The organism is Bacillus sp. lyk4-R2A-2, assembly GCF_030209735.1.
GTDB classification, from domain to species: domain Bacteria; phylum Bacillota; class Bacilli; order Bacillales; family Bacillaceae; genus Bacillus; species Bacillus pumilus.
The window spans coordinates 380,547-406,619 of the sequence record NZ_JARVRK010000004.1 but is presented as its reverse complement, the minus strand read 5'-3'; the positions used below and the strand labels follow the sequence as shown (position 1 = coordinate 406,619).

The following is a 26,073-nucleotide window of genomic DNA, read 5'->3' as shown; positions in this document are numbered from 1 at the left end:
AGGGAATGAAATCTGTTTTTAAAGGAGAGGGATCGGTTGAAGATTGCAAAAATTGGAAATGTGATCGAATTTAGAAATGGTTTAACAGGTGTAGTTGAAAAAGTGAATGAAAACTCTGTCATTGTGGATGTCACCATTATGGACAACTATAGAGATTTAGAACTGGATTCACTAACAGTCGTTAATCATAAAAACTATAAAATCATCAAAGACTCCGTACATTAATTTGCAATCCTCAATTCAGACTATCGATACATACGTAAATACGAAGCAAAGCTGTTCATTTATTTGTTGAAAAGGTGAATAGTATTTCAGACAACTTTCTATTTTTATAAAGTGATGAGATGCAGTATTAGCTCTAGACAGGAGAAACTAAAATGCAAAATTCAAATGATATCATTGTGCGTTTTGGGAATATGGAAGACGCTGAAACTACTTTAGACATACAGTCATCAGTGATTGCTGAATCAGATTATTTACTTACAACGCCTGAAGAAAACAAAAAAACCCTTTTAGAACACAAGGCTTGGATACAAAAAAGAATAGAGAACGAAAACGAAACGTACATAGTTGCTCAAAAAGACGGAAAAGTCATTGGGTTTATAGCATTTGAAAATGGATCAAATAGAAAAAGAACTGCCCACGCAGGTTCATTTGGTTTGATGGTTCATAAGAGCTTTAGAGGTTTAGGCGTAGGGGAAATGTTGCTAACAGCGTTATTAAATTGGGCAGAAATGAATCCTTCGATCGAAAAGGTTAGTTTAGCCGTATTCTCTACAAATCAAAAGGCCATTTCTTTGTACAAAAAGATGGGATTCAGAGAAGAAGGTCGTAAAATAAAAGAATTTAAAATAAGTGAACATGAATACTGGGACGATGTTTTAATGTATAAACTTGTTTAATACCATAAAAATAGATGCAGAAATAAGGACATAACATAAATTGATTCATCAATTTGTTATGTCCTTTTCTTATTATTTCACCTGTACTAGTGTCAGTCTTTTTGCGTATGAAAGGTTTGCATTTCCGCTTTCGTTTTGTACATGTCAACTTCCTCTGGGGTGATAACGCCTTTATCGATTAAAAGTGCAATCACTCCAAGCAATGTGGAGGCACTCCATTTATATCGTTCTTTGTTTTGATGTTCAAGCATTTGAAGCTCTTCTTTTAGCTCCCTCAGCAGCTTCTCTGTCTTTTCTTCTTTGTTTGCCAACTCAAACGCCTCCGTTATTCGTTCATTGCCTCTATTTTATCTCAAAGCAAATAAGATAAGCAAAAAACACAAATCATCTTTACAAACATACGTTCTGTCATGTATAATAAATTTACGAGCTGGTAGCCCCCAGCCGTCCTAGCAAGTTCTATTCCCATTTTTATGAGGAGAGCGACATGACTCTTCTCTTTTTTTATCACTTCAATCTAATTCATCCCATTCAAACCCATAAAAAAAGACATGTCATTAGGCATGTCTTTTCCTTTATTAGCGATTATCAATCGTTTCAGGATACATATCATGATTCATCATGCGATATGAAGCCATTTCTTCATATTTGGTACCAGGTTTTCCGTAGTTCGTGTACGGGTCAATTGAAATACCGCCTCTTGGTGTAAATTTGCCCCATACTTCAATGTATCTTGGGTCCATCAATTCAATGAGATCGTTCATAATAATATTCATACAATCCTCATGAAAATCACCATGGTTACGGAAGCTGAACAAATACAATTTTAATGATTTACTTTCAACCATGATTTCATTTGGGATATAGCTGATATAAACTGTCGCAAAATCCGGCTGACCTGTTTGCGGACAAAGTGACGTAAATTCTGGGCAGTTGAATTTCACAAAATAATCTCTATTTGTATGTTTATTCGGAAATGTTTCAAGCACTTGTGGTGCATAATCAAACAAATAATTGGTTCCTTGATTTCCTAGTAAAGTGACACCTTCTAATTCTTCTGGTTTTCTTGTCGTCATGTCGTCTCTTCCTTTCTATACGCCTCGTTTATTGCCCCATAATAATGTGTGCAGCTGCGGCAGCACTCTTACGCGATTTAAGTCTGGGTCTTGCGCTACTTGATCGACAAGCGCTTCATACTTCTTTAATAAGTGCGTCAATAAGTACGCATCATCACCTGTTGTCGTGTCATCATTTCCTACCTGCAAATAAAAAGGAAGCTCTGGATATTTCGCATGAACATCCTTTGCATAGGCTAGATCATGATCGTCAAAAATCACGACCTTTAGGCTTGCATGCTGCAATCTATTTCCGTTTTTCAGCTCATCTATGATACGTGTGAGTTTCGCGAAATCTGTTTTCATATTTGAGCTTGGTGGCTTCGGAGAAATGGTTAAATCATCAATTTTCAAAAACCAGTCCTGATACATTGTCCCTTGTGTTTCAAGCGCTGTATCAATTCCTTCTTCGTGTAACAAATCAATAAGTGATTCCATTTGCTTTAAAAGCGCAGGGTTTCCCCCTGAAATGGTGACATGAGAAAAAGCCTGTCCGCCTATTCTTTTTAATTCCTTGACAATGTCCTCTGCGTGAAGCCACTGAATGTCATGCTTTGCTGATCCATCCCAAGTAAAGGCGGAATCACACCAGCTGCAAGAGTAGTCACAGCCAGCCGTTCTGACAAACATGGTTTTTTGTCCAATGACCATCCCTTCTCCTTGAATGGTCGGACCAAAGATTTCTAATACAGGAATTGCTTTAGCCATTGTGTTCAACTCGTTTCGGCCGGTAAATGCAGTAGCTTGTTGGTGTCTCCCTAACAAAGACCTGAACACATACTGGTTTATTTGCTAAAGTCGATAAATATGCTGCGACTTTGTCATGCACTGTCTTTGCCACAACCTCTGTAGTAGGCATCGCGTATGGATCGGTTGATGAGAATTCCTCATGATCATTGAGTAGCGTGTGATCATACTGTCCATGAATAAGTTTTTTCAGTGTACTAAAATTGACAAGGAAACCCGATTCATCTAGGTCATCTCCAGCAATGGTTATATTGATGGTGTACGTGTGACCATGTACACGGCTGCAAGCACCTGCATCCTCTCTTGGGATGAAATGGGCAGCTGATATATGCATATCCTTGTTCAATTCAAATGAGTATGGATGATTCGTTTGTGGATAGATTTGAGAAAGCATTTATTTTGCCTCCTTCATTTCCATATAAGTGTCATAGCCCTTTTTCCGAAGCTTACACGCAGGACATTCCCCGCAGCCATCAGACATGATGCCATTATAGCAAGTGAGCGTTTCATTTTTCACAAAATCTAATGCATTCAGCTCGTCTGCCAGCTTCCATGTTTCTGCTTTATTGAGCCACATGAGTGGTGTATGGATGACAAATGGTTTTTCCATCGCCAAATTCACTGTGACATTACAAGACTTTACAAACTCGTCACGGCAATCTGGATAGCCGCTAAAGTCTGTTTCACATACACCTGTGATAATATGTCTTGCACCGATCTGATACGCAAGAATAGAAGCGAAAGATAAGAATACTAAGTTTCGTCCTGGTACAAATGTGGAAGGCAGCTCTCCTTCTTTTTCCTCAATGTCAATGTCATCTCTTGTTAAAGCATTTGGTGCCAGCTGATTCAAAAGAGACATATCTAATAGATGGTTCTTCACACCTAACTTGTCAGCAATTCTTTTGGCGACATCAATTTCTTCTTGATGACGCTGATTATAATGAAAGGTCACGGTTTCTACCTCTTCGAATTGTTGAAGTGCCCATAATAAACATGTCGTACTGTCTTGTCCCCCGCTAAAGACAACGACTGCTTTTTCATTTTTCATCTTCTGTTCTCCTCCTTTTGCAGATCTATACACTCGTACAAAGCTGCATCTGAAAGGCTCATGAAAACCCCTATTTTTCTCAAAAGAAAAGACACCTTTACATGTGTATGAGGTGTCCCAGCCATAAAAAATAAAAAATGCCACATCCAAGGATACGGCAAGTCCTTAGTTTTTTATAGAGGGTTTTGCTAGAACCTCTCCCGTTTACACGGATTTTTGTTCAATTTTCACAGAGGATAGTGTACCACATATTTTCCATGCAGGCTATCCTTTCTTTACTTATCATGTGATGCAGGCACTTTTTTTAGAAAAAGAAAGAGGATAAAAAAGATGCTCACATAGCCAAAAATAGGATAAACTGTTGATATCAATGTACCGTAACCAATTTTACTAATCACATAGCAGCATAAGAGAATAAGGGATATTGTCAAGACACTGTTCATTCGTATATACGCTCTCACTTGTCTCTCAAGTCCATATAAATTGCCTATGACGGATGTAAAGACTTCGCCGAAGATCACAAATAAATAAATGAGGTGAATGGAATTTGCTACTTGATACACGACCTGAGCCATTGGAATATCAAACGCCTCCAGCATATCTAATGAAGAAAGAGATAAAAAGCATACAAATAAAATAATTGTCAGCATGACGCCCCCAAGCACAGCTCCCTTTTTAATCACCGCTTCAGAGGTCATTTCATTTGCGACGGGCACTAACACTGCTTGAGAAAGTGCCAAATTAAAAGCACCATATGAGATAGCTGATAAAATCCACTCTCCCTCACCCATTTGCAGCGCAAGAACATAACTTTCACTACTGCTAAAAACGAATGAATCAAGAAACACAATCATTGAAAAGAAAATAAGCATTGGGACGACGAGAACATTGACACCAAATAATCCTTTTGATCCTTTCAAAAGCACAATCACGCTCAGAATGATCGTCAAAAAGATCCCATATTCCTTCGATATGCCAAGCTGCTCTTCAAATATAGCACCTGCGCCAGAAATCATCACTGAAGTGACGCCTAATAAAATAAAAAACATGACGACATTAATATACCTGCTTGCAGCTGCGCCAAATAGAAACCGGTTCATATCTTGATAAGACTCTGCTTCAATTCGTTTAGAAATGAGCATCATTTTTGCCCCAAGTCCAGTAAAAATAGCGCCGCTAATCAAGATTCCGAATAATCCAATCCAGCCAAAACGAACAAAAAATTCTACAATTTCTTTTCCGGTCGCAAACCCAGCTCCAACCACTGTTCCTACATATACAAAGGCAAGCTGAAAAGCGGATTCATTTGAACGTTTCATGTGACCCCTCCGCACCCATCACTTTCGATTGTCTTTTTTTATCCTATGAGACAAGTTCCTTGAAAAGAAGGACAAACCATGATTAAATGCAAAAAAGGATTTTCACCCGCCTTTGAGCAAAACAGTTGAAAGTCAAAATAGGTCAGAGTATACTATAGTCAAAGATGGTCAAACAACAGACCATTTTCTTTAACATTCATTGGTCAAATAAAGTCAAACTTTTATCATAAGGAGGTCATGGCAAATGCGTTGTCAACATTGTCAAGTAAATGAAGCAACAATTCGCCTGAATATGCAAGTGAATTCATCCCGGAGCCAAATGGTTTTATGTGAAGACTGCTACACCTCTTTGATGGAGCAATCAAAAATGAAAATGGGACCTCAATTTTTCGGAGGAAGCTCATTCTTCTCTGGGCAAGAGCAAGCAGGACATACGCAAAACGTAGAGCAGCCAAAGCAAAAAGGCTTACTTGATGAACTTGGCCGCAATTTAACAGATGGCGCAAATGCTGGTTTAATTGATCCAGTCATCGGCCGTGATGAAGAAGTCGCAAGAGTCATTGAGATTTTAAATAGAAGAAATAAAAACAATCCTGTCCTCATTGGTGAACCAGGTGTTGGGAAAACAGCGATCGCTGAAGGACTTGCATTGAAAATTGCAAGTGGCGATGTACCAAATAAATTAAAGAACAAACAAATCTATTTATTAGATGTCTCCTCCCTTGTAGCGAATACAGGGATACGTGGTCAATTTGAGGAAAGAATGAAGCAATTAATTAAAGAACTGCAAAGCCGTAAAAATATTATCTTATTTGTAGATGAAATCCATCTTCTTGTAGGCGCAGGATCTGCCGAGGGGTCAATGGATGCTGGAAACATCTTAAAACCAGCTCTTGCAAGAGGCGAGCTCCAGCTAGTAGGTGCGACGACATTAAAAGAATATCGTCAAATTGAAAAAGATGCCGCACTTGAACGACGCTTCCAGCCCGTCATTGTAGATGAGCCAACACAAGCTGAAGCGATCGAAATTTTAAAAGGCATTCAAGATAAGTACGAAAGCTACCATGGCGTCACCTATTCAGACGAAGCCATTCAAGCGTGCGTTCAATTATCTTCCCGGTATATTCAAGACCGTCATCTGCCGGATAAAGCCATTGATTTAATGGATGAAGCAGGTTCAAAAGCGAACCTCTCCATTGATGCAGCAAGCGAAGATGAACTAACAAATCGTCTGAGAGAAATTGCTGCTGAAAAACAAGTCGCTTTAAAAGAAGAACAATACGAAAAAGCAGCGAAGCTTCGAGATGAAGAAGAGGCCATTGAAGCTAGACTTCAAAACAAAACAAATGACAAAGAACATGTCGTCACAGCAGAAGACATTCAAGCCATTGTGGAACAAAAAACAGGCATCCCTGTCGGCAAACTGCAAGCAGACGAACAAACCAAAATGAAAGAAATTGACGTCCGCTTAAAAGCACGAGTGATCGGTCAGGAACATGCGGTTGAAAAGGTAGCGAAAGCTGTGAAGAGAAGCAGAGCCGGCTTAAAATCGAAACATAGACCAACTGGCTCCTTCCTATTCGTTGGACCAACAGGTGTCGGGAAAACCGAATTATCAAAAACACTAGCTGAAGAATTATTTGGTTCAAGAGATGCGATCATCCGTTTAGATATGAGTGAGTACATGGAGAAACACTCAGTATCTAAGCTCATCGGTTCTCCTCCTGGTTATGTTGGACATGATGAAGCGGGTCAACTGACGGAAAAAGTACGCAGAAAACCATACAGCATCATTTTGCTGGATGAAATCGAAAAAGCACACCCTGATGTGCAGCACATGTTCCTTCAAATCATGGAAGATGGCCGGTTAACAGATAGCCAAGGTAGAACCGTCAGCTTTAAAGATACGGTCATCATCATGACAAGTAACGCAGGCAGCACAGATAAAACGGTCAAAGTCGGCTTCCAGTCTGATCAGGAAGAAGCAATTGAGGAGCAATCACTCATTGATTCACTCAGCGCCTATTTCAAGCCAGAATTCTTGAACCGTTTTGACAGCATCATTCAGTTTGATTCATTAGATCGAGATGATTTGGTGAAGATTGTGGATCTTTTGCTCAATGAGCTATCAGAACAATTAAAAGAGCAAAATTTAACAGTCCATGTGACAAATGAAGCGAAAGAAAAAATTGCAGAACTTGGATACCATCCTGCATTTGGTGCTCGTCCACTGCGAAGAACCATTCAAGAGCATGTTGAAGATCAAATGACGGAAATATTGCTTGAAGAAGAACAGCTTTCAGGATTTACTGTAGAAGTTGAAGATAACGAAATTGTCGTAAAAAAAGGATAAGTACATCTTAAGAAGGATCTATAGCTCCATCATGTTGCGGTGTCTAAGTTCCATCCGCACGCCGACGGCTCCCCCGCCTCTATTCCTTTAAGATAAAAGAAAAAGAGGTGGATCACATGATGAATTGGAGCTATGATCTTGTCAAAATCATGTATGAGGAAAAATTAAAAGAGCTGCTTTTAATTGAAACCGCTCAAAGAAATTAAAAAGAAACTCCCTTTATATCAGAGGGAGTTTCTTTTTTAAGGTAATAGAAAGCGCTTTCGTCAAAAATTCTTCACAGAAACTGCCTTAATTTGATATTCAGACTAAAACCCTTCTAGAAGACACCGATATTAACTATAGAAAAAGATAGTTAAAGGATTTGGTGAGATAATGGACAAAACATCGTTAATAGGTATTATTTTAGCATTTATTGCACTGAGTGTCGGTATGGTTCTGAAAGGTGTAAGTCTAACCGCTCTTATCAACCCAGCGGCTATATTGATCATTGTGGTTGGGACGATTGCAGCTGTTGTCATCGCATTCCCATCTAGTGAAATTAAGAAAACACCAAAATTGTTCGGCAAAATTTTCAAAGACAACAAGCTTCCAACGATTCAAGAAATGATCCCTCTTTTTTCAAACTGGGCACAAATTGCGCGTCGTGAAGGTCTTTTAGCATTAGAAGCTAGCATTGAGGAAGTAGATGACGATTTCCTTAAGAACGGCTTAAGCATGGCGGTTGACGGTCAAAGTGCAGAATTTATTCGCGACGTCCTAACAGAGGAAGTTGACGCCATGTCTGAAAGACATCAGTCAGGCGCATTAATCTTTACACAAGCCGGTACATACGCTCCGACGCTTGGTGTACTTGGCGCCGTTGTCGGACTTATTGCTGCACTTGCTAACATGGGAGATATTGAAGCACTTGGACATGCAATCAGTGCAGCCTTCGTTGCCACACTGCTTGGGATTTTTACTGGGTATGTGTTATGGCATCCATTTGCCAACAAGCTAAAGCGTAAATCAAAGGAAGAAGTAAAACTTCGTCTAATTATGATTGAAGGGATCCTTTCTGTTCTTGAAGGTCAATCTCCAAAAGTGATTGAACAAAAACTTCTCATGTACTTACCAGCGAAAGAACGTGCAAATCTTGTCATTGAAGAAGGAGAAAAACAAAATGGCTAGGAAACGTAAAAAACATGATCACGATGACCATGTAGATGAATCTTGGCTGATCCCTTATGCCGATCTTCTGACGCTTCTACTCGCTCTCTTCATTGTGCTTTTTGCATCAAGTTCGATTGATGCGGCAAAGTATGAACAGATGGCCAAGTCTTTTAATGTCGTCTTTACGGGCGGTACAGGTGTCATGGATCAAACCAGCATGCAAAGCACTGAAGAAACTGAAAATAGCAACCAGACCAAAAAAGCAGCTGAAGAGGATGAAGAAGCTCAAGCGAAAGCTCGAGATCATGCCGTTCTCACAAAGGTCAAAAAGCAAGTGGATTCCTTCATTGCCAATAAGAAACTTGGAGCTAAGCTCGAAACAAAGCTCACGGACGAAGGTTTGCTCATTACGATAGAAGACAGTATCTTCTTTGATTCTGGCCGGGCGATTATTCGCCCTCAAGATGTCCCGTTAGCAAAGGAAATCTCAAAACTACTCGTCATTAACCCCGCTCGTGACATCGTCATTAGCGGACATACTGATAATGTTCCGATCAGAAATTCAGAATTTGAATCCAACTGGTATTTAAGTGCCATACGTGCTGTAAACTTTTTGAGTATTCTTCTTGAGAACAGCAATTTAAACCAAGAAAACTTTAGTACAAAAGGTTTCGGTGAATTCAAGCCAATCGCTTCAAATGATACAGCAGAAGGCAGAAGTAAAAACCGACGCGTAGAAGTACTTATTTTACCGATTGAGAAAAAAGCAAAATAAAAAAGGGAGCCCTCGGCTTCCTTTTTTATTTATTCTTTATGATCATATAAATGTTTTGCACGCAGTCCCACATGTTTAAGCATGTCAATGCAGGCATCCTTCTCTTCTTCGCTCAGGACACTGATCATCTCATGAATTTCTTTCGCATGATCTGGGAAGATATCATCAAGCAAAGCTCGTCCCTGCTCGGTAATATGCGCAAATGTGACCCTGCGGTCTTCTGCACAGGCCTTACGACTAAGGAGTTCTTTCTTCTCCAATTTATCGACCACATACGTGATGCTGCCGCTTGCAAGTAAAATCTTATCACCGATTTGCTGAAGCGGCTGATCCCCTTTATGATACAGCAATTCTAATACTGCAAATTCAGTCGGATTCAGCCCGTGCTTCACAATATGTTTGTTCATGTGATGATTAATTGAGCGATAGGCACGTGATAATACAATAAATAATTTCAAAGATTTTTCAACATTATGATTTTCCATTTTTTATCATCCTTTATGAAATACACCCCACTAATGTGACATTAATAAACAATAAGTAAAATGTCAACATTTTGATCTATCTTTAGCATGAAAATGAGACCAGAACGAATCACCTAATTTTTTAAAAATCACACAAGTCATCGTAATAAACATAGGTTCAATGCTATAATAAGTCTATTAGGTAATACGTTGGAGCGATGAATGATGAGTATACTGAAAGGGTTTTGGAAGAAGATCAGGCTGTACCTTATTTTGGTCATGATTCCAACCCTAATCATTAGTTATTTTATCTATGAAAAAGAAACGGAAAAAATCGACTTAAAAAACAAACAAACTGCTACACTTATGTTAAATATTCACAAAAACCAAATGAATTATTTAATTAGTGAAACAGAAGCGAGATTAACTTCACTTGCCATGGGATTTGACCAGCCTCTTGAGACGAAAAAAGTAAAAAACATCCTAGAGAAAATCTATAAACAAGAACCTCGTTTTTCAGGCCTGTATCTCCTAGACAAAAAAGGAAATGTAACAGTAAGCACCACACCATTAAAGGAAAAAATCAACCTATCATTCAGAGATTACTTTAAGCGCATTCAAGTGACCAAGCAGACGGTGATCACAGATAACTATGTGAGCCGAATTACAAAACAGCGGATTCTTTCCATTTGCGTGCCTGTGCTGGATGAAAACGAAGAAGTCACCAATGTGCTAGTCGCCGCCATTCAAATTGATTATTTAAGAAATATTATGAATGTATTGAACCCTGATCTTCATTTTAAGATGCTGAATCAAAATGGACATGTCGTGTTTACAAGTGGTCCACAGCCAGCATCAGAAAATGGCAGCACCGTGTCTACATATTTAGATGAAAACAGCTGGAAGCTAGAGGTCTATCCGCAACGCGCTTCTACAGGTGAAGTGCTGTCTGTTATGCTGATCCCTTTATCCAGTGCTTTTATTTTATTAAATATTTTATTCACACTTGTTCAATATGTTATTTTAAGGCGTCAAACCCAGCAGGAGCGTCACCAAAATGAAGCGCAAAAGCTTGAATTAATCGGAACCCTCGCAGCAAGTACGGCACACGAAATTCGCAACCCATTAACAGGGATTAGTGGATTTATACAGCTTTTGCAAAAGAAGTATCACTCTGAAGAAGATCAGCTCTATTTTTCTGTCATTGAAGAAGAAATTAAACGAATCAATCAAATCGTCAGTGAGTTTCTTGTATTAGGGAAACCAACGGCAGAAAAATGGCAGAATAACTCTGTCAAAGAAATTGTCAGTGAGATCATGCCGATCGTTTTCTCTGAGGCGAACCTTTATAATGTTGAGGTTGATTTGCAAATTAATACGATTCAAGATGTTGGGGTATATTGCACAAAGGATCACATTAAACAAGTCGTATTAAATGTAGCGAAGAACTCGTTAGAAGCGATGCCAAATGGCGGTCATTTGAAGATTTTAATTGAGGCTGAAAAAGAACATGTCATTATTAAAGTGAAGGATACAGGCGAGGGCATACAAGAAGAAATGTTAAAACATATCTTCCTCCCTTTTATTACGTCGAAGGAAAAAGGGACAGGTCTTGGGCTTGTTGTGTGTAAACGAATCATTTCGATGTATGGCGGAACAATTGATATCGAGAGCGAAGTGAATAAAGGAACAACCGTCATGATCATGCTTCCTTCTGCTCACTCAGCATAGCTGAAACATTCAGCCGGTTTTGCTTAGGCAAGACCGGTTTTTTCATTTCAATAAGAGGGACGGTTCACAGATAGAAGACTCATTTGAGTTACAAGATCATGAAAGGAGGGGGCAGATTGTTTCTCATGAAAAAGGAGATGCTGATACTCATTCATCAGGTTGTCCAGTTCTTGACTATATTTAATTGTCGTCTCACCAGTGTAGCCTTCTGCTTGAGCAGCTTCTACCATCTGTTTTCTCTTCTCATCAATGGACATTAGCAATTGTTCTTTTCTTACATAAATATTCATGATCTCAGCTCCCGCAATGAATTCGACTGTCTATGCTCAAAATGATCCGACACCAAAATTATACTTTATTTGTAAATTAAATTAAATATGCTAATTTTATTTAATTTTTTACAGCCTAAAGACCTCTTACCCAATCATATTTGGGGGTAAACTTCAAATTTGGACAGGACTGACACATGGATTAAACAGAATTTTATCCTATGTAGAAGATCAAAATCAACTATTTTCTTTCTCATTTTATGTCTATTTCCCTAAAAAAAAGCTGATCTTCCGCCTCATGCGGAATGATCAGCTTTTGTCATTAAACCTTTTCTTCCTCGTAAATTGGCACCCAGCCCTCAGTTGTGACAAATATGCGAACGGCAACCACTTTTCGATCCTCTTGAAGTGTAAAATAGTGACGAATATGTGGCGGAACAGAAATTAAATCGCCTGGATTCAGTCTCACGTCAAAAAAGACCCCATCCTTACCTTGAATGGCAAAGATTCCATGTCCGCTTACAATAAAGCGTACTTCGTCATCTGTATGGTGATGCTCACGCTGAAAATTTTGGAGCAGGTCATCTAGGTTTGGTGTGGCGTCAGATAATGAAATCACATCCTGCGCTTTGTATCCTCGTTTTTCAGATATACTCTCGATTTCCTTTTGGAAAACAGTCAAAATCTCTTCCTTTTCCTCATCTGTTAAATCATACTTTTCTGATAATCGGTTTGGCAGCTTTGCAATATCCCAATGCTCATAAATGACCCCTTGGTTTTCTAAATAGGCTGCCACCTCTTGCTCGCTTTCAAGTAATGTGTTCTCTTCGTTATGAATCAAAATCGTCGCCATGTGCTTTTCCTCCTTTTTATGTGACAAGCTGCTTTTGATATAGCGTTAATTTTAAGTGGTAGCTAAACAAAAATTCATACGCCTCTAATACTCGTTTTGCTTCAGAGGCTGTTTTTCCCCAGACTGTGATGCCGTGATTTCGAATGAGCACAGCTCCTGATTCCGACTCTTCAGTGAGATGCTTTGCAAATTGTGCTGCAAGATGCGGGATATGGGCTGGATTTTCAATAATCGGTAACGACACTTCTGCATCCTCTTCCCAGTAACCAAGCGCTTTGATGATTTCGTTTCCTTTGAAACGAACCTCGCCCCTATCCCCATACAGCTCAGACATCACATTATTATCGATTGTATGAACATGGAGACAGCAGCCTGCATTCGTCTGCTCATACACGTAGTTGTGAAGCAATGTTTCAGCTGATGGTCTAAGCGGTTCGTTCGGATCAACAGGCTTACCTGCTGCATTTACTAAAACAAAGTCTTCATCTGTTTCTTTTCGTTTATCTTTGCCGCTTGCCGTCACCAAAAACGTGATTGGATCATCCGACACCTTGATCGATAAATTGCCGCTTGTTCCGTAAAACCAGTCTCTTTGTGCCAGTTCACGTTTGACGTCTGCTAGCTCCTGCCAGCGCTTGCTCTTTGCGTCTGCCATTCCTTCACTTCCTTTATTTGATCAAATTGTGCTTTAAGATCAATAAATGTTTCATACTCTAGATGGACAAGCCCGAGCTCTTTACATTCGTTTAGCAAGTAGTCACGCGCAAATGTGAGATCCGCATGCTTTGCCGCCTCCACATCGGTGACTGAATCTCCAATCATGATAATGAAGTCATTCTCACAGGTCAGCTCTCGAATGATTGACGGCTTGCAGCATCCGCAGCCATTTTGACATTGCGAATCGCAGGCATGCGGCCATTCAATCTGAATATGCTCTTCCCCAAATGACGCATGATTGCAATAAATATCGTCTCGATCCACAATGCCCTCGAGTATGGGATAAACAAAGAAGTCCATCCCGCCGCTTAGCACATAGAAGGGAATATCAGCCTTTTTCACATGATCAACAAATTGCTTGAATCCTTCTCGAATCTCTGTATCTTCTAAAATAAACGATTGAACGGCTTCTTTTTGATCACTCGTCAGTAATTGAAACATCTGCCCGACGCCTTCTTGAATGGTGATCTCCTTTGTGAGAACATCGTCCTTCAGCTTCGTCCATTCACTTGGTGCAAAGTGTTTCATGATGCGAATGATATTATCATTTTTCGTAATGGTTCCATCAAAATCACAACATACAATTGGTTTTTTCATTTATTCTGCTACCCTTCCCCATAGTTCAAGTGCTGCATTTAAATCTTGACAAGAAGCTGCCTTCTCTTGGATCGACTCTCCATGTATCACCGCATCAATGATCGATCGAAATGCTTTCCCTCCGCCGATGGCTCCACGCGGATGTCCGTGAATTCCTCCACCAGCATTTATCACATGATCGAGTCCAAAATCTTTCATCAAAACTGGAACCATTCCAGGATGAATGCCTGCTGACGGAACAGGGAACGTTTTTTGAACCGAATCCTCTTTTACACAAGCTTCATAGATTCCAAAGGCATCTTTTTTCGGAAGTGCGACCGACCCATACGGTGAGGGAAAAAGACTCAAATCAGCGCCTGCATATCGATTTAATTTACCTAAAAGAAGAGAATGGGAGAATCCATATTCGTGCGATGATGTCAGAGCGCCGCTTACTGCGGGATGGGCCATAATAGGCAATCGAATATCTGGATCCTCAGCTAAGCTTTGCATGACATCTAACCCGTAGGCAAAAACATTGAATAAGAGTGCATCTGCTCCAAGCTCAGCTGCCTTTCTTGCTCGATCCTTTAGTTCAAAGGTTCTGCCTGTTAAATTAACGGCATATAGCGTTCGGTGCCCTGTCTCTTCATATGTTTCTTTTAATATCTTTTTTCCTTCTTTGATTCGTTCTTCAAAAGGGGCTAGTGGGCTCTCAAATAAAATTTCATCGTCTTTGATAAAGTCAACGCCTCCTAATGCTTGTAAACGGAGCTGTTCTTTTAAATCTGCCATATCACGGCCAATGACACCTTTAAAAATACTCATCAACAAAGGTCGATCAAACACGCCTACTTTTTTTCGTATGCCATCAATTCCAAATACCGGTCCTGGCAGACTTCTTTTCAATCGATCCGAGAATTGAATGTCGATTAGCTTCACTTTTCCATCTAGTGAAAGCTTTCCAAAGATCGTCGTCAAAACGGCCGGAATATCCGCTGAAAAGTTAGCCTCAGGATAAGCAATGGTCACCTCAGATTGATATAGGCCATTTTCGGCTGGAGCAAACTTTTCTGATACCTTTTCCACCCGGCCTTTATGCTTTTGAAGCTGCTCTTTTTTGAGCTGCGGCAAATCCGTCCATGATCCAACTGTTAAACCAAGTGCGATCTGCTCCGCTTTTCGGTTTACTTGTTCATCCTCTCGATGTGTTAATACGTATGTTGCCAGTAATTCACTCACTAGGAATCCCCTTTCGATTGCGTCATGCATATGGTCAATAAAAAAACCTCTCCAAGTGCTTTATCAGCGCCTTAAAGAGGTTGTTTCGTGTCATTCATCCGAATCTTATCTCTCAGCGCTTGCTGCAAGAATTAGCACCGTGCTTCATGGAAGTCGGTTGCCGGGCTTCATTGGGCTAGTCCCTCTGCCTACTCTTGATAAGAATATTCAATTTTCTTAAATATTGTCTGAATTATCGCACCGTTTATTCATGTTGTCAATGGCTTATTTTCAAACAGATTCAAGGAATCGATTCGCCGAGCGGCTTCTTTTAACCGCTCCTCATTTGTTAAAAGTCCTACTCTCACGTATCCTTCACCGTGAGTACCAAACCCATTCCCCGGCGCCACAACCACATGTGCTTTCTCTAATAATACGCCAGCAAAAGATTCAGATGAATATCCTTCTGGCACCTTTAGCCAAGCAAAAAACGACCCCTTTGGTGCAGTGACCTCCCAGCCAATCTCCTTGCAGGCAGCAATCCACACATTTCGCCGATTCTCATATCGATCATTTTGCACCTGTACGCACGTTTGGTCGCTTAACAAAGCTTCCGCTGCCGCATCTTGAGTGGCTTTGAACAGTGAAACAAACAGGTGATCCTGATAAAGCTCAATCGCTTCAATAACAGACGGATTTCCTGCTGCAAAACCTACTCTCCAGCCGGCCATATTATACGTTTTAGACAATGTGTATATTTCAATTCCTGTCTCTTTCGCTCCATCTGTTTGCAAAAAGCTGATTGGCTTTTCCCCATCAAACCCAATGCCGCCATAGGCAAAATCATGGACAACACAGAGCTTGTGATCTTTTGCGAATGTAACGGTTTCTTCAAAAAATGAACGGCTTGCCGTGGCACCTGTCGGATTGTTGGGATAATTTAAATACATCAACTTTGCTTTTTCCTTAACATCCTCAGGCAACCTGTCATAGTCAGGTAAAAAATCATTTTGTTCAAGAAGCGGCATCGTCACCATCTGAGCTCCAGCAAGTACGGCACCTGACCAATAATCAGGATAACCTGGGTCTGGAACAAGGAGCGTATCACCCGGATTCAGCAGGCATTGCGGCAGCTCAACAAGCCCCGCTTTCCCGCCAAATAAAATCGCAATTTCCGTCATCGGATCAAGCGTGACACCATATTCTCTTTCATAAAAGGCAGCGGCAGCCTTTTTTAATTTCGCTGTTCCGCGGAATGACGAGTATTGATGATTTTCAGGTTTTAATACCGCTTCCTGCATGGCTTTTACAATGTGCGCGGGAGTTGGCTGGTCAGGATTTCCCTGCCCTAAATTAATCATATCTGCGCCTTCCTGCACCTTTTTCTGGACCTTTTGGACAAGGGATGCAAAAAATTGTGTCGGTAATTGTTTCAATACATCTGATTGCTGGAATTCCATTTTTCTTCACCTTCTATTCAAGTTACGTAGCAATACAAATACTGTAATGGATTGTTTTACGAATTGTAAAGCAATTTTGAAAAAGGATTGACATGTGAAGCGCAGCTCTGATAATATCTTGAATTAAGAAATGCAAACAGACACGAGACAATGACATATTGATTTCTCTTATCGAGAGTTGGGCGAGGGATTTGGCCTTTTGACCCCAACAGCAACCGACCGTTAATACCACTGTGAAGTGGGGCGCAGCAAGTAAGCGCCAAGACAATTGTCTTATAGGGCACGGTGCTAATTCCATCAGACGTATGTGCTGAGAGATAAGAGAGGCTTTGAGCATACACGCCATCAAGCCTCTTTCTCTCAGGAGAAAGAGGCTTTTTTATATGATTTGGAGGGGAAGCAATTGGTTACACTTACGGCATCATATGAAGAATTAACAGAAAGCTCGGCAGTTGCACTCGCAATTAGACTTGGCTTGATCCAAGAAAGCAGTCATTTGACATGTACGGAAATCGGGGACGGGAATTTAAATTACGTCTTTCATATTTTTGATCATAAACAAGAAAAAGGTTTGATCATCAAGCAGGCACTGCCCTACGCCAAGGTGGTCGGAGAGAGCTGGCCGCTTACATTAGACCGTGCGAGAATCGAAAGTACTGCCCTGATCAAGCAGTCAGAGTATACACCGCACCTCGTACCAGCAGTCTATTATTCAGATACAGCTCTTGCTGTGACGGCAATGGAGGATCTATCACACCTCGAAATCGTCAGAAAAGGGCTAATTGCCGGAAAACAATATCCGCATTTATCCGATCATGTCGGAGAATTTTTAGGAAAAACACTTTTTTACACTTCTGACTTTGCCACAAATCCTAAAATTAAAAAACAATTTGTGAAGCAATTTACGAATCCGGACCTTTGTGACATTACCGAAAAGCTCGTCTTCACAGATCCTTTCTTTGATAGCGGCACAAATGATTTCGAAGAAGAATTAAGAGAAGCTGCCGAAGCACTTTGGGCAGATCTTGAAGTGCAGGCAAAAGCAGCTGAATTGAAGCGTATTTTCCTGACATCTGCAGAAACACTTGTTCATGGAGATCTTCATACAGGCAGTATTTTTGCAAGTGAGACGGAAACAAAAATCATTGATCCAGAATTCGCTTTTTATGGTCCCTTCGGATTCGATATTGGTCATTTTATCGCTAACCTGTTCCTAAATGCTTTGTCCCGTGAGAATGAACACGATCAGCAGCACCTTTTTGACCATGTCGTCAATGTATGGGCAACATTCAAAGAAGTGTTCGCAAAAGCTTGGAAAGAAGACAGCATTGAAGCGTTTAGTGTATCAGACAGTTTTTTAGAAACAACCTTTGACCGTATTTTAAAAGAAGCGACAGGCTTTGCAGGCTGTGAACTTGTCCGCCGAACGATTGGCCTTGCTCATGCCGCTGATCTCGATGCGATTCCATCACCATCTAAACGGATTCAGCAGAAAAAAGCAGCACTTACGCTCGGAAAAACATTCATCAAACAATATCATGCAGTGGAAACAGCGTCTGACCTCGTCGCATTATTCCAGCAATCTGTAAAGGAGTGACGGGTTTTGTCTAAAGAATTTGAAGTCCCCCGTTCTGTCGAATGGGAAGAAAACCATATTAACATTTTGAATCAGCAAAAATTACCGGCTGAAACTGAGTTTGAGCATCTATATACAAAAGAAGACGTGTATGATGCCATTGTCACGTTAAAAGTGCGGGGAGCACCTGCCATTGGCATTACAGCAGCTTTTGGACTGGCGCTCAGTGCCCAAGACATTGAGACAGAAGAAATTGATGTGTTTAGACAAGAAGTCATTCAGATAAAAGAATATTTAAACAGTGCTCGTCCAACCGCTGTGAATCTAGCCTGGGCATTAGAGCGATTGTTGCAGCGCATTGATCGTGCAGCTTCGGTCAATGCAGCCAAAACAGACCTTGTCCATGAGGCCATTCAAATTCAAATTGAAGATGAAGAAACATGCAGACAAATCGGTCAAAATGCACTCCAGCTCTTTAAATCGGGTGATCGGATTATGACCATTTGCAATGCAGGCTCCATCGCCACGAGCCGGTACGGAACAGCCCTTGCTCCATTTTATTTAGCCAAAAAGAAAAATCTCGACCTTCACATTTATGCCTGTGAAACACGCCCTGTTCTCCAAGGGGCTAGGCTGACAACATGGGAACTCATGCAAGGCGGCGTAGATGTGACGCTCATTACAGATAACATGGCAGCCCATACGATGAAAGAAAAACAAATTTCTGCAGTCATTGTTGGAGCTGATCGCATTGCCCGTAATGGAGATGCGGCGAACAAGATTGGCACGTTAAGTCTCGCCATTTTAGCCAAGCATTTTCAAATTCCGTTTTTTATAGCTGCACCGCTTTCTACCTTTGATATCTCAACCAAAAACGGGGCAGATATTCCAATAGAAGAGCGTGACCCGCTGGAAGTAAAGGAATTAAACGGCGTCCAAATTGCACCACCTGATGTTCAGGTATTCAATCCCGCCTTTGATGTCACTCCTCACCATCTCATTTCAGGGATCATTACAGAGAAAGGGATTATCACGTCAAACTATACAGAAGAGATTGATGCTCTGTTCACTGAAGGCATCTCACTCTGATCATAAAAAAAGCGCCGTGTACTTCTTATTTAAGAGCACCGCGCTTTTTTATTTCATTCGTTTTTGCTAAAATTTCTTTTTTCTGTTCTTCTGTCAAAACCTTCATTTTGACACATAGTGATGTGACGGCATACATTTTATTCTTTTTGTCCCAAAACATTCCCTAGCGCCCTCCTTTTTCCCTCAACCAACTTTTTTAGCTTAATAAAAGGATATGTCGCACGGAAAACATTTGGAACAGGTCAATCGATTTATTTTTGAACAAATGGGATACCTTCTAATTCAAGCAGAACCGCTTTCATATCTGTCTTCGTTCCTGCATAGCCCGTCAGAGAACGGTCTTTTCCAATCACTCTGTGACAAGGGATAAAAATAGGTAATGCATTGCGTCTATTGGCTTGTCCAATCGCTCTCACAGCCTTTGGGTTACCAATTGCTTCTGCAATGTCTGCATAACTTTTTGATTCACCATACGGAATAGTCGAAAGTGCTGCCCACACTTGCTCTTGAAACGAAGTTCCCTTTTGCTTGAGCGGGAGATCGAATTCTTGGCGCTCACCCTTGAAATATTCATCTAGCTGCTTTTTTGCTTCTTGTAATACAGACGTTTCTTCTTCTTTTAGATTGGCTTCCTGTTTTTTTGCTAAAAACGGCTCATCATCAAACATCACTTCGATGATGGCGTCGTCTTTTTCTAGTATGTATAGTGCCCCAATTGGTGCGTGATAGACGGTATAATACACGTTAATGCTCTCCTTCTTGTTTCTTCTGCCTCAGTGGCAGCGTGAGATGAAAGACGGTTCCTACCCCTTCCTCACTTTCTACCTCAATAGTTCCTTGATGCTCTTCAATAATTTTATAACTAACCATTAAGCCAAGTCCAGTTCCTCTTTCTTTTGTCGTATAAAATGGTTCCCCTAGACGCCTCAGCTTGTCCTCTGCCATTCCGCACCCTTCATCCCGCAGTGAAATGACAATATGCTCTTCGCCCTTCCGCTGAATGCTCACATAGACATTTCCTTTTCTCGGCATGACTTCAATTGCATTTTTTAAAATGTTAATAAAGACTTGTTTTAATTGATTTTGTTCACAATAAATGAGCGGAATCTCATCAATCACATTGAGATGCATTTGAACGTTGCCAAGATTCGCCTGTGCGTGCAACAGATCCATCGTGTCTTTCACAATTTGCACCACATTTTTTTCTTCAAATACGATGGCTTGCGGCTTTGCTAAAATCAAAAATTCGGTGATGATCGATTCAATTCTTTTCAGCTCTGAAGTGATGACATTGAAATAGAGCGAATACTCCCCTTCTATATTTCCTTTTAGCAGCTGAATGAAGCCTTTTAATGCTGTCATCGGGTTTCTAATTTCATGCGCAATTCCAGCGGCAAGCTCTCCGACCACATGAAGGGTATCTGATTTTCTCACCCGTTCTTCTAATTCCTTCCGCTCTGTCACATCTCTAAAGATCGCCAAATTCATATTATGAATGATGTTGCGTTTAAAAGAGAATTCCAATATCCGCTGATCTGGGTGGTTCAGCACAAATGGCACTTCATTGTCCATTTCATCTAATGACATCGCCTGGGCAGGCTGTGCCAAATGTTCAATTTGATAAGGCGCAAGGATGTGGAAAAGGTTCATTTCCGTTAAATGATCACTTTTCAATCCTAGTAGCTCACTTGCGGATGGATTGACTTCGATAATGCGGTATTGGTTATTAAACAGAACAATGCCGTCCATTGATCCATTAAATACTTTACGGAATTTGAGCTCACTTTCGCGCAGCTCCTCCTCCATCCTTTTTCGATCACTCACATTACGTAAAATGGTTAAGTGCTGTCCTTCTAATACCGTATGCTTTGATGTAAACTCGAGCTCTTTAAACTGACCATTTGCCATTCTGAACAAAAGCTCTTCCCTTATTTCATGATTCCGAATATATCGTCTTCTAGTCGATCTATATCTCTGATCAGATTTCACGAGAAAGTCTGTGAGTTTCTTGCCAATCAGTGAATGCATAGGTAATTCAAAAATGCGGCAGGCTGATTCATTGGCTCTCACAATCTCTCCATCATCTGCCCAAATGATGATCGCATCCATTGCATTTTCAAAAATTTCTCTAAAGCGTTCCTCACTTTTTAACAGCTTTTCTTCCATTAACCTCTTTTCTGTAATATCCCGCATGATCGACATATAAAAACCGCTCATCACATTTGATGTAATGGTGAGCTCGAATAATTTGTACTGGCCAGATTGTAGAGTAACAGGAAGCTCTCCTTTTGCTTTCCCTGTTTCTTTAAGTGACGTTAAAAGGTGCTGTAAGGATGGAAGATTTTCTTCGTCGACAAATTCATGTAAATAGCGATCGGTTAAATCAGTCTTTTGCAGCTCAAAGCTCTGACAAAAAGAATGATTCGCATCAATCATGCAGCCATCCTGATCAAAAATGACCATCCCGTCAATGGCTCGGTCAAACAAATCTTTGAACAGCTGCTCATTCATGGAGCGTTCTCGTTCTAATATTTTCTTTGAGGAAATATCTCGCATGACGACAATATATTGCTGATTCATGGTGTCATGCTCTGCGACAAATTCAATGTATTTTGTTTCACCATTTTCCAGCTGAATGGAGATTTCTCTTTTTAACGTACCTTTTCGAAAAAATAGATCGAGTGAGCATTCAATTTTATCTTTCGGGATGCCGTAAAGGAAATCTAGAACGGATTTATTGAGGAGGTCTTCTTTCGGTGTCTGTACAAGCCTGCATGTTGCTTCATTGGCTTGGATGATGTTGAGGTGCTGATCAAATATAAAAATGGCATCTAACGTCTTATTTAACAGCATTTTTTGCTGCATCAACTCTGTTCGCAAATATTCGTTCTCTTTTTCTAATTTTCTGATATCTTCTGCGCCATCGAGCGTTTCAGTCATTCTCTTACACTCCTTTTCCAGCCTCATTCCTCTACAATATTTCTACAATATTTTCATTGTTCCTTCATTCGACTCATAAAAAAAGATAACTTTTTACACGAAGACTGTCTCATTTATTTCATTTGGATGACAGGATCGAACCTCGATTCTCTTTTCTTACGCTTCTTTTACAGCCGTTCTACAATTTCACATCAAATAGCGAAATGAGCCAAAATGTATTTTAAAATGGGGCAAATACGGGAACAGTGCACTTAGAACATTTATGTTTAAAATCGAGCAGGAAAGGTGATGTTATGGCATCTTCACGAGATAGTTATTTTGATAATGCGAAATTTCTTCTGATTTTTCTAGTTGTTTTTGGTCATTTGTTACGATCATTCATTCATGATAATGATTGGATGCTTTATTTATACAAGTTTATTTATACTTTTCATATGCCTGCCTTTATTTTGGTTTCCGGCTTCTTTGCAAAAGGGTTTAGAAAGCCAGGTTTTATGAAAAAAGTTGCTATTAAGCTGATCATCCCATATTTCATTTTTCAGGTGATCTATTCCGTTTACTATTATCTCTTGCAGGATCAAAGCATGGCCAATTTAAATCCAATTGATCCGCAATGGTCTTTATGGTTTTTAATTAGTTTATTCTTTTGGAATTTGCTGCTCATTCCTTTTTCTAAACTGCCATTTCACTGGGCGATGATCGTCAGTTTGTCGATTGCGTTACTTGTCGGTTACGTGGACAGTATTAGCAATACACTGAGCTTATCGCGTACGTTTGTCTTTTTGCCAATGTTTTTAGCAGGCTTCTATTTAAAAAAGCAGCATTTTGAATTCATCCGTACAAGTAAAGGAAAGCTGTCAGCACTTCTTGTATTAATGGCTGTATTCTTGTTTTGCTATTTCTATGAATTTGATTATTCCTTCTTATTTGGATCACAGTCATATGCTTCTCTAGGTGATGAGGGAGTGATTGCGGCAATGAAACGAATGGCATGGTATCTGCTTGCATTCGGCGCTACATTCAGCTTCTTTGCTTTAGTGCCAACACGCCGTTTCTTCTTTACAAAATGGGGCACAAGAACGTTATATGTGTATTTATTACATGGCTTTGTCATTAAGCTACTTAGAACGACTTGGTTTGATGACTGGGCCTTGAATGCAGCAAGTGTGGTCATGTTATTGCTGCTGACCATTCTGTTAACCTTTACCCTGTCTAGCACCTTTGTTAAAACCGTTGCACAGCCAGTGATTGAGCTCAAAATGACCAATCTCATGCGTACAATCACCGGCAGGCAGGGCAGTTATAGCAAATAAAAAACGATCCCGCGCGGATCGTTTTTTCTATTTTTCATTCATGTGTCCATTGTGACATTCAGCATCTTTCTTAGGCTTTACAAGCGTATCAATCCATTTGCTGCTGTTGATATCTCCAAGCTCACTACCAAATTCCTCTTCTAAGATATCTGGGTCCATTGGCTTTTTATGGTCTTTCATGTCCTTGCTTTTTACATGCTTCTTAGTCACGAGATCCTCCCCCTTGTTTCCCTTTATGAGAATTTCGGTTTGCTTGACGATCTCTTGAATGTTCATCAAATTGGGTTTGTCCTTGATCATGTGCCATGCTTTCTGTCGGTGTCATATTATTTGTCAGTGCTTCATTTTTCGCTGCTTTTCTTTTCATCTGAAATCAGTCCTTTTTTGACATATTTAGTTCTTCTCTTAATTGGTCTAGAAGTTCCTTCATTTGTTTGACCGTCACCGGCTTTTCCTCTGGCTTTAACTCATAGCCGATTTGTCCATTGGCTTCTAGGGTGGCTTTTTTGAGACTGCTGATGTCTGTAATGCCTTGCTGCTTTAAGCGCATTTTGAATTCATCCCTTGTGAGCCGCGTTTTCTTAAGTTTGTGATCAAGCATTTCTCCATCCTGCAAAATGACCACAGATTTCCCTGAAACCAATTTTTCAAAGAAATCAGATTGGATAGACAATTTTTCCATGATGACGAGTGCAATGATAAATGTAGCGGCGGCATAAATCGTTTCAAGTAAATTGTGCTCAATAAAGGGTTGGATAATAATCGATCCGATTGAAATCATGATCACTGTTTGTTGAACAGTTAATTGACTAATGGATTTAGGCCCTGCTATTCTCAGCAGCAAGGTACCAACTAGCAGCATGACAATTGCTTTCCATATTACATCCAGCACGTCTCGTTCACCTCTTACCTATAGATTGCGAACATCCCATGTGATTTAGCCAGTTAGATAATGGAAATAAAAAAACAGCATTCGCTCGGAATGCTGTTTAGCCGATGATGACGCGCTCTTTCGGATAATGATAATTCGCTTCGCTTTCTCTTCGGCCAATTAAATATAAGAAGCTTGGAATGCCGATCCGTCCAATAAACATGACGACCATAATGATACATTTACCGAACACCGTAAGGTCCGAGGTGATTCCTAGCGATAGCCCTGTTGTTCCGAATGCAGAGCAAACTTCAAATAAATTTTCTAGAAGTGTATTATGCTCGGATAAGGATAACAGGAACGTAGCGCCAAACACCAAAATAAAGGCCATCATCGTCACCATCAAGGATTTGTTAATATCCGCTTGATGAAGCTCTCTTTTGAAAATTTTAATGGACTTATTTCCCCTAGCAAAATGAAACAGTGCGAGTAAATTAAGGGCAAACGTAGTTGTTCGAATTCCGCCTCCCACAGAGCTTGGGGAAGCCCCGATAAACATAAGCATACATAGAAATAAAAGGGTCGGTTCTGTCAGCTGGGTAATATCTAATGTTGTCAAACCCCCACTTCTTGTTGCGGTCGATTGGAAAAAAGAATAAAACAAGATTTCGTGCCAGCTTTTCCCTAGGAAGCTGAACCCGGCTTCAAGTGCATATATGCCAATCGCTCCAACAACGACAAGACCGCCAAACGTAATCGTTGTGATTTTTGTAAACAATGAAAACGATGCGTGCTTTCGGTCCTGATTAAATAAATAATCCTTTACTTCGACGAGCACAGGAAAGCCAATCGCTCCAAAGATGATCAGCAGCATCGTAATAAATTGGACAAAATAATCATCCTTGTAAGGGATGAGCGAGTTCCCTGTAATATCGAAGCCCCCATTGGTGGTCGCACTAATACTTGAGAAGAAGCCATGCAAGAATGCTCCTTGAACATCGTAATATTTGAGAAAATACATGCTTAAAATCAGACCGCCTAAAAACTCAATGAGCAAAATTAAATATAAGACCTGCTTCATTAATTTCACAATACCTGATAAATTGCTCTGGTTTTGATCTGCCATGATGAGCTTTCTTTCTTTAATCCCAATCCTTTTTCGCATGACAATCCACACAAAGGTACCGAGCGTCATAATGCCGATACCTCCGATTTGCAGGACAAACGCAAGGATCCACATACCTGCCACACTAAATGTTTGCGAGGTATCAACGACAGTGAGTCCTGTGACACTTACCGCACTCACCGCCGTAAATAGAGCATCAATAAATGTCCATTTCACTCCCTCTTGATGAGCCACTGGGAGGCTGAGAAGAATAAGTGATACGGTTACAGCAAGAAAATAATAGAGGGCAATCAGCTGAAATGCTGACAGCCGGTCAATTAGCTTTTTGATAGGATTCATTGTCATTCCTTCTTTTATCTATCTTTTCGAATACTTTATCATTTTAATGAAAAGAGACATGATTTTAAAGATATTTTATGCTTTATTTTCTTTTTCATCAAAAAGAAAAAGACA

The 26,073-nt window shown here is 40.3% G+C and carries 29 protein-coding genes and 3 riboswitches; of the genes, 9 read left to right on the top strand and 20 right to left on the bottom strand.

Going from position 1 to position 26,073, the window contains the following annotated elements; all coding sequences use genetic code 11:
* Positions 1–36: 36 nt before the first annotated feature.
* Together QRN39_RS04860 and QRN39_RS04855 are read left to right on the top strand one after the other, a co-directional pair.
* Positions 37–225, top strand: coding sequence for a YkvS family protein (locus QRN39_RS04860; protein WP_003211747.1), 189 nt, complete (start codon positions 37–39; stop codon positions 223–225).
* A gap of 152 nt (positions 226–377) precedes the next feature.
* A complete protein-coding gene (locus QRN39_RS04855) occupies positions 378–902 on the top strand; it encodes a GNAT family N-acetyltransferase (RefSeq protein WP_003211151.1) in 525 nt (174 codons plus the stop codon).
* A 92-nt stretch (positions 903–994) separates the two neighbouring features.
* Here the strand turns inward: QRN39_RS04855 and QRN39_RS04850 are convergent, their stop codons facing one another.
* The 6 genes from QRN39_RS04850 to QRN39_RS04825 all read right to left on the bottom strand — a co-directional run bounded on the left by QRN39_RS04850 (position 995) and on the right by QRN39_RS04825 (position 5,134).
* A complete protein-coding gene (locus tag QRN39_RS04850; protein WP_284906298.1) occupies positions 995–1,213 on the bottom strand; it encodes a hypothetical protein in 219 nt (72 codons plus the stop codon).
* Positions 1,214–1,480: 267 nt separating this feature from the next.
* The gene (gene queF / locus QRN39_RS04845) at positions 1,481–1,978 is read right to left on the bottom strand and encodes a preQ(1) synthase (protein WP_003211403.1); all 498 of its coding nucleotides are present in this window, start codon (positions 1,976–1,978) and stop codon (positions 1,481–1,483) included.
* Positions 1,979–1,993: 15 nt separating this feature from the next.
* Positions 1,994–2,725 (bottom strand): 7-carboxy-7-deazaguanine synthase QueE, encoded by a 732-nt coding sequence (gene queE, locus QRN39_RS04840; protein ID WP_050945163.1) that lies wholly within the window; start codon positions 2,723–2,725, stop codon positions 1,994–1,996.
* Positions 2,718–3,158 carry a 6-carboxytetrahydropterin synthase QueD gene (gene queD, locus QRN39_RS04835; RefSeq protein WP_003211826.1) on the bottom strand — a complete coding sequence of 147 codons (441 nt, stop codon included), beginning with the start codon at positions 3,156–3,158 and terminating at the stop codon, positions 2,718–2,720. The genes queE and queD overlap by 8 nt, the downstream gene beginning before the upstream one ends.
* The gene (gene queC / locus QRN39_RS04830) at positions 3,159–3,815 is read right to left on the bottom strand and encodes a 7-cyano-7-deazaguanine synthase QueC (protein ID WP_003211973.1); all 657 of its coding nucleotides are present in this window, start codon (positions 3,813–3,815) and stop codon (positions 3,159–3,161) included.
* A 159-nt stretch (positions 3,816–3,974) separates the two neighbouring features.
* A riboswitch (PreQ1 riboswitch) is annotated at positions 3,975–4,019 on the bottom strand.
* A 71-nt stretch (positions 4,020–4,090) separates the two neighbouring features.
* Positions 4,091–5,134: a YkvI family membrane protein gene (locus tag QRN39_RS04825; RefSeq protein WP_050945166.1), complete on the bottom strand. Its 1,044-nt coding sequence runs from the start codon at positions 5,132–5,134 to the stop codon at positions 4,091–4,093.
* A gap of 244 nt (positions 5,135–5,378) precedes the next feature.
* Here QRN39_RS04825 and QRN39_RS04820 point away from each other — a divergent pair, with 244 nt between their 5' ends.
* From QRN39_RS04820 to motB, 3 genes are all read left to right on the top strand, one after another.
* Complete coding sequence (locus QRN39_RS04820; RefSeq protein WP_284906293.1) at positions 5,379–7,487, top strand: ATP-dependent Clp protease ATP-binding subunit; 2,109 nt, start codon at positions 5,379–5,381, stop codon at positions 7,485–7,487.
* A gap of 375 nt (positions 7,488–7,862) precedes the next feature.
* A complete protein-coding gene (gene motA / locus QRN39_RS04815; RefSeq protein WP_003212085.1) occupies positions 7,863–8,657 on the top strand; it encodes a flagellar motor stator protein MotA in 795 nt (264 codons plus the stop codon).
* Entirely contained in the window at positions 8,650–9,414 is a 765-nt protein-coding gene (gene motB / locus QRN39_RS04810) for a flagellar motor protein MotB (protein ID WP_003211671.1), read from the top strand. The genes motA and motB overlap by 8 nt, the downstream gene beginning before the upstream one ends.
* A 29-nt stretch (positions 9,415–9,443) precedes the next feature.
* Here the strand turns inward: motB and mhqR are convergent, their stop codons facing one another.
* The gene (mhqR, locus tag QRN39_RS04805) at positions 9,444–9,899 is read right to left on the bottom strand and encodes a MarR family transcriptional regulator MhqR (protein WP_003211701.1); all 456 of its coding nucleotides are present in this window, start codon (positions 9,897–9,899) and stop codon (positions 9,444–9,446) included.
* A gap of 204 nt (positions 9,900–10,103) precedes the next feature.
* On the opposite strand from mhqR, the gene QRN39_RS04800 reads away from it, so the two are divergent.
* Positions 10,104–11,609 carry an ATP-binding protein gene (locus QRN39_RS04800; protein ID WP_034619953.1) on the top strand — a complete coding sequence of 502 codons (1,506 nt, stop codon included), beginning with the start codon at positions 10,104–10,106 and terminating at the stop codon, positions 11,607–11,609.
* Positions 11,610–11,656: 47 nt separating this feature from the next.
* Here the strand turns inward: QRN39_RS04800 and QRN39_RS04795 are convergent, their stop codons facing one another.
* The 6 genes from QRN39_RS04795 to QRN39_RS04770 all read right to left on the bottom strand — a co-directional run bounded on the left by QRN39_RS04795 (position 11,657) and on the right by QRN39_RS04770 (position 16,705).
* A complete protein-coding gene (locus QRN39_RS04795) occupies positions 11,657–11,899 on the bottom strand; it encodes an aspartyl-phosphate phosphatase Spo0E family protein (RefSeq protein ID WP_050945168.1) in 243 nt (80 codons plus the stop codon).
* 301 nt (positions 11,900–12,200) lie between these two features.
* A complete protein-coding gene (locus QRN39_RS04790) occupies positions 12,201–12,731 on the bottom strand; it encodes a 1,2-dihydroxy-3-keto-5-methylthiopentene dioxygenase (RefSeq protein ID WP_003210925.1) in 531 nt (176 codons plus the stop codon).
* A 16-nt stretch (positions 12,732–12,747) separates the two neighbouring features.
* Positions 12,748–13,386 carry a methylthioribulose 1-phosphate dehydratase gene (locus QRN39_RS04785; protein WP_003210888.1) on the bottom strand — a complete coding sequence of 213 codons (639 nt, stop codon included), beginning with the start codon at positions 13,384–13,386 and terminating at the stop codon, positions 12,748–12,750.
* On the bottom strand, positions 13,350–14,045 hold the full coding sequence (locus QRN39_RS04780) for a 2-hydroxy-3-keto-5-methylthiopentenyl-1-phosphate phosphatase (protein WP_284906288.1): 696 nt from the start codon (positions 14,043–14,045) through the stop codon (positions 13,350–13,352). Before QRN39_RS04780 ends, QRN39_RS04785 begins: the two co-directional genes overlap by 37 nt.
* A complete protein-coding gene (mtnW, locus tag QRN39_RS04775) occupies positions 14,046–15,266 on the bottom strand; it encodes a 2,3-diketo-5-methylthiopentyl-1-phosphate enolase (RefSeq protein WP_284906287.1) in 1,221 nt (406 codons plus the stop codon).
* 102 nt (positions 15,267–15,368) lie between these two features.
* A riboswitch (SAM riboswitch) is annotated at positions 15,369–15,470 on the bottom strand.
* Positions 15,471–15,514: 44 nt separating this feature from the next.
* Complete coding sequence (locus QRN39_RS04770; protein WP_284906285.1) at positions 15,515–16,705, bottom strand: pyridoxal phosphate-dependent aminotransferase; 1,191 nt, start codon at positions 16,703–16,705, stop codon at positions 15,515–15,517.
* A 165-nt stretch (positions 16,706–16,870) separates the two neighbouring features.
* Positions 16,871–17,029, top strand: a riboswitch (SAM riboswitch).
* A gap of 79 nt (positions 17,030–17,108) precedes the next feature.
* Here QRN39_RS04770 and mtnK point away from each other — a divergent pair.
* A complete protein-coding gene (gene mtnK / locus QRN39_RS04765; RefSeq protein ID WP_034619956.1) occupies positions 17,109–18,302 on the top strand; it encodes an S-methyl-5-thioribose kinase in 1,194 nt (397 codons plus the stop codon).
* A gap of 6 nt (positions 18,303–18,308) precedes the next feature.
* Positions 18,309–19,370: an S-methyl-5-thioribose-1-phosphate isomerase gene (mtnA, locus tag QRN39_RS04760; RefSeq protein WP_050945174.1), complete on the top strand. Its 1,062-nt coding sequence runs from the start codon at positions 18,309–18,311 to the stop codon at positions 19,368–19,370.
* A gap of 25 nt (positions 19,371–19,395) precedes the next feature.
* Here the strand turns inward: mtnA and QRN39_RS04755 are convergent, their stop codons facing one another.
* The 3 genes from QRN39_RS04755 to QRN39_RS04745 form a co-directional block, all read right to left on the bottom strand.
* Complete coding sequence (locus QRN39_RS04755; protein WP_003211599.1) at positions 19,396–19,530, bottom strand: hypothetical protein; 135 nt, start codon at positions 19,528–19,530, stop codon at positions 19,396–19,398.
* Positions 19,531–19,621: 91 nt separating this feature from the next.
* Positions 19,622–20,113 (bottom strand): methylated-DNA--[protein]-cysteine S-methyltransferase, encoded by a 492-nt coding sequence (locus QRN39_RS04750; RefSeq protein ID WP_106918386.1) that lies wholly within the window; start codon positions 20,111–20,113, stop codon positions 19,622–19,624.
* 1 nt (position 20,114) lies between these two features.
* Positions 20,115–22,310, bottom strand: coding sequence for a PAS domain-containing sensor histidine kinase (locus QRN39_RS04745; protein WP_284906282.1), 2,196 nt, complete (start codon positions 22,308–22,310; stop codon positions 20,115–20,117).
* Positions 22,311–22,603: 293 nt separating this feature from the next.
* On the opposite strand from QRN39_RS04745, the gene QRN39_RS04740 reads away from it, so the two are divergent.
* Positions 22,604–23,623 carry an acyltransferase family protein gene (locus tag QRN39_RS04740; RefSeq protein ID WP_003212122.1) on the top strand — a complete coding sequence of 340 codons (1,020 nt, stop codon included), beginning with the start codon at positions 22,604–22,606 and terminating at the stop codon, positions 23,621–23,623.
* 27 nt (positions 23,624–23,650) lie between these two features.
* Here the strand turns inward: QRN39_RS04740 and QRN39_RS04735 are convergent, their stop codons facing one another.
* The 4 genes from QRN39_RS04735 to QRN39_RS04720 all read right to left on the bottom strand — a co-directional run bounded on the left by QRN39_RS04735 (position 23,651) and on the right by QRN39_RS04720 (position 25,959).
* Positions 23,651–23,833 carry a hypothetical protein gene (locus QRN39_RS04735; protein WP_003211111.1) on the bottom strand — a complete coding sequence of 61 codons (183 nt, stop codon included), beginning with the start codon at positions 23,831–23,833 and terminating at the stop codon, positions 23,651–23,653.
* Entirely contained in the window at positions 23,826–23,990 is a 165-nt protein-coding gene (locus QRN39_RS04730) for a hypothetical protein (RefSeq protein WP_199852772.1), read from the bottom strand. Before QRN39_RS04730 ends, QRN39_RS04735 begins: the two co-directional genes overlap by 8 nt.
* Positions 23,991–23,996: 6 nt before the next feature.
* Positions 23,997–24,515, bottom strand: a complete 519-nt coding sequence (locus QRN39_RS04725) for a DUF421 domain-containing protein (RefSeq protein ID WP_003211987.1) — start codon at positions 24,513–24,515, stop codon at positions 23,997–23,999.
* 97 nt (positions 24,516–24,612) lie between these two features.
* Positions 24,613–25,959 carry a TrkH family potassium uptake protein gene (locus QRN39_RS04720; RefSeq protein WP_003211513.1) on the bottom strand — a complete coding sequence of 449 codons (1,347 nt, stop codon included), beginning with the start codon at positions 25,957–25,959 and terminating at the stop codon, positions 24,613–24,615.
* Positions 25,960–26,073 lie beyond the last annotated feature (114 nt).

Bases quoted from the DNA above. Each gene is read 5' to 3' on its own strand.
- QRN39_RS04855 (WP_003211151.1), top strand. From the start codon at position 378: ATGCAAAATTCAAATGATATCATTGTGCGTTTTGGGAATATGGAAGAC.
- queF (WP_003211403.1), bottom strand. From the start codon at position 1,978: ATGACGACAAGAAAACCAGAAGAATTAGAAGGTGTCACTTTACTAGGA.
- queE (WP_050945163.1), bottom strand. From the start codon at position 2,725: ATGGCTAAAGCAATTCCTGTATTAGAAATCTTTGGTCCGACCATTCAA.
- queD (WP_003211826.1), bottom strand. From the start codon at position 3,158: ATGCTTTCTCAAATCTATCCACAAACGAATCATCCATACTCATTTGAA.
- queC (WP_003211973.1), bottom strand. From the start codon at position 3,815: ATGAAAAATGAAAAAGCAGTCGTTGTCTTTAGCGGGGGACAAGACAGT.
- QRN39_RS04825 (WP_050945166.1), bottom strand. From the start codon at position 5,134: ATGAAACGTTCAAATGAATCCGCTTTTCAGCTTGCCTTTGTATATGTA.
- QRN39_RS04820 (WP_284906293.1), top strand. From the start codon at position 5,379: ATGCGTTGTCAACATTGTCAAGTAAATGAAGCAACAATTCGCCTGAAT.
- motA (WP_003212085.1), top strand. From the start codon at position 7,863: ATGGACAAAACATCGTTAATAGGTATTATTTTAGCATTTATTGCACTG.
- motB (WP_003211671.1), top strand. From the start codon at position 8,650: ATGGCTAGGAAACGTAAAAAACATGATCACGATGACCATGTAGATGAA.
- mhqR (WP_003211701.1), bottom strand. From the start codon at position 9,899: ATGGAAAATCATAATGTTGAAAAATCTTTGAAATTATTTATTGTATTA.
- QRN39_RS04800 (WP_034619953.1), top strand. From the start codon at position 10,104: ATGAGTATACTGAAAGGGTTTTGGAAGAAGATCAGGCTGTACCTTATT.
- QRN39_RS04795 (WP_050945168.1), bottom strand. From the start codon at position 11,899: ATGAATATTTATGTAAGAAAAGAACAATTGCTAATGTCCATTGATGAG.
- QRN39_RS04790 (WP_003210925.1), bottom strand. From the start codon at position 12,731: ATGGCGACGATTTTGATTCATAACGAAGAGAACACATTACTTGAAAGC.
- QRN39_RS04785 (WP_003210888.1), bottom strand. From the start codon at position 13,386: ATGGCAGACGCAAAGAGCAAGCGCTGGCAGGAGCTAGCAGACGTCAAA.
- QRN39_RS04780 (WP_284906288.1), bottom strand. From the start codon at position 14,045: ATGAAAAAACCAATTGTATGTTGTGATTTTGATGGAACCATTACGAAA.
- QRN39_RS04770 (WP_284906285.1), bottom strand. From the start codon at position 16,705: ATGGAATTCCAGCAATCAGATGTATTGAAACAATTACCGACACAATTT.
- QRN39_RS04755 (WP_003211599.1), bottom strand. From the start codon at position 19,530: ATGTTTTGGGACAAAAAGAATAAAATGTATGCCGTCACATCACTATGT.
- QRN39_RS04745 (WP_284906282.1), bottom strand. From the start codon at position 22,310: ATGACTGAAACGCTCGATGGCGCAGAAGATATCAGAAAATTAGAAAAA.
- QRN39_RS04740 (WP_003212122.1), top strand. From the start codon at position 22,604: ATGGCATCTTCACGAGATAGTTATTTTGATAATGCGAAATTTCTTCTG.
- QRN39_RS04730 (WP_199852772.1), bottom strand. From the start codon at position 23,990: ATGAAAAGAAAAGCAGCGAAAAATGAAGCACTGACAAATAATATGACA.
- QRN39_RS04720 (WP_003211513.1), bottom strand. From the start codon at position 25,959: ATGAATCCTATCAAAAAGCTAATTGACCGGCTGTCAGCATTTCAGCTG.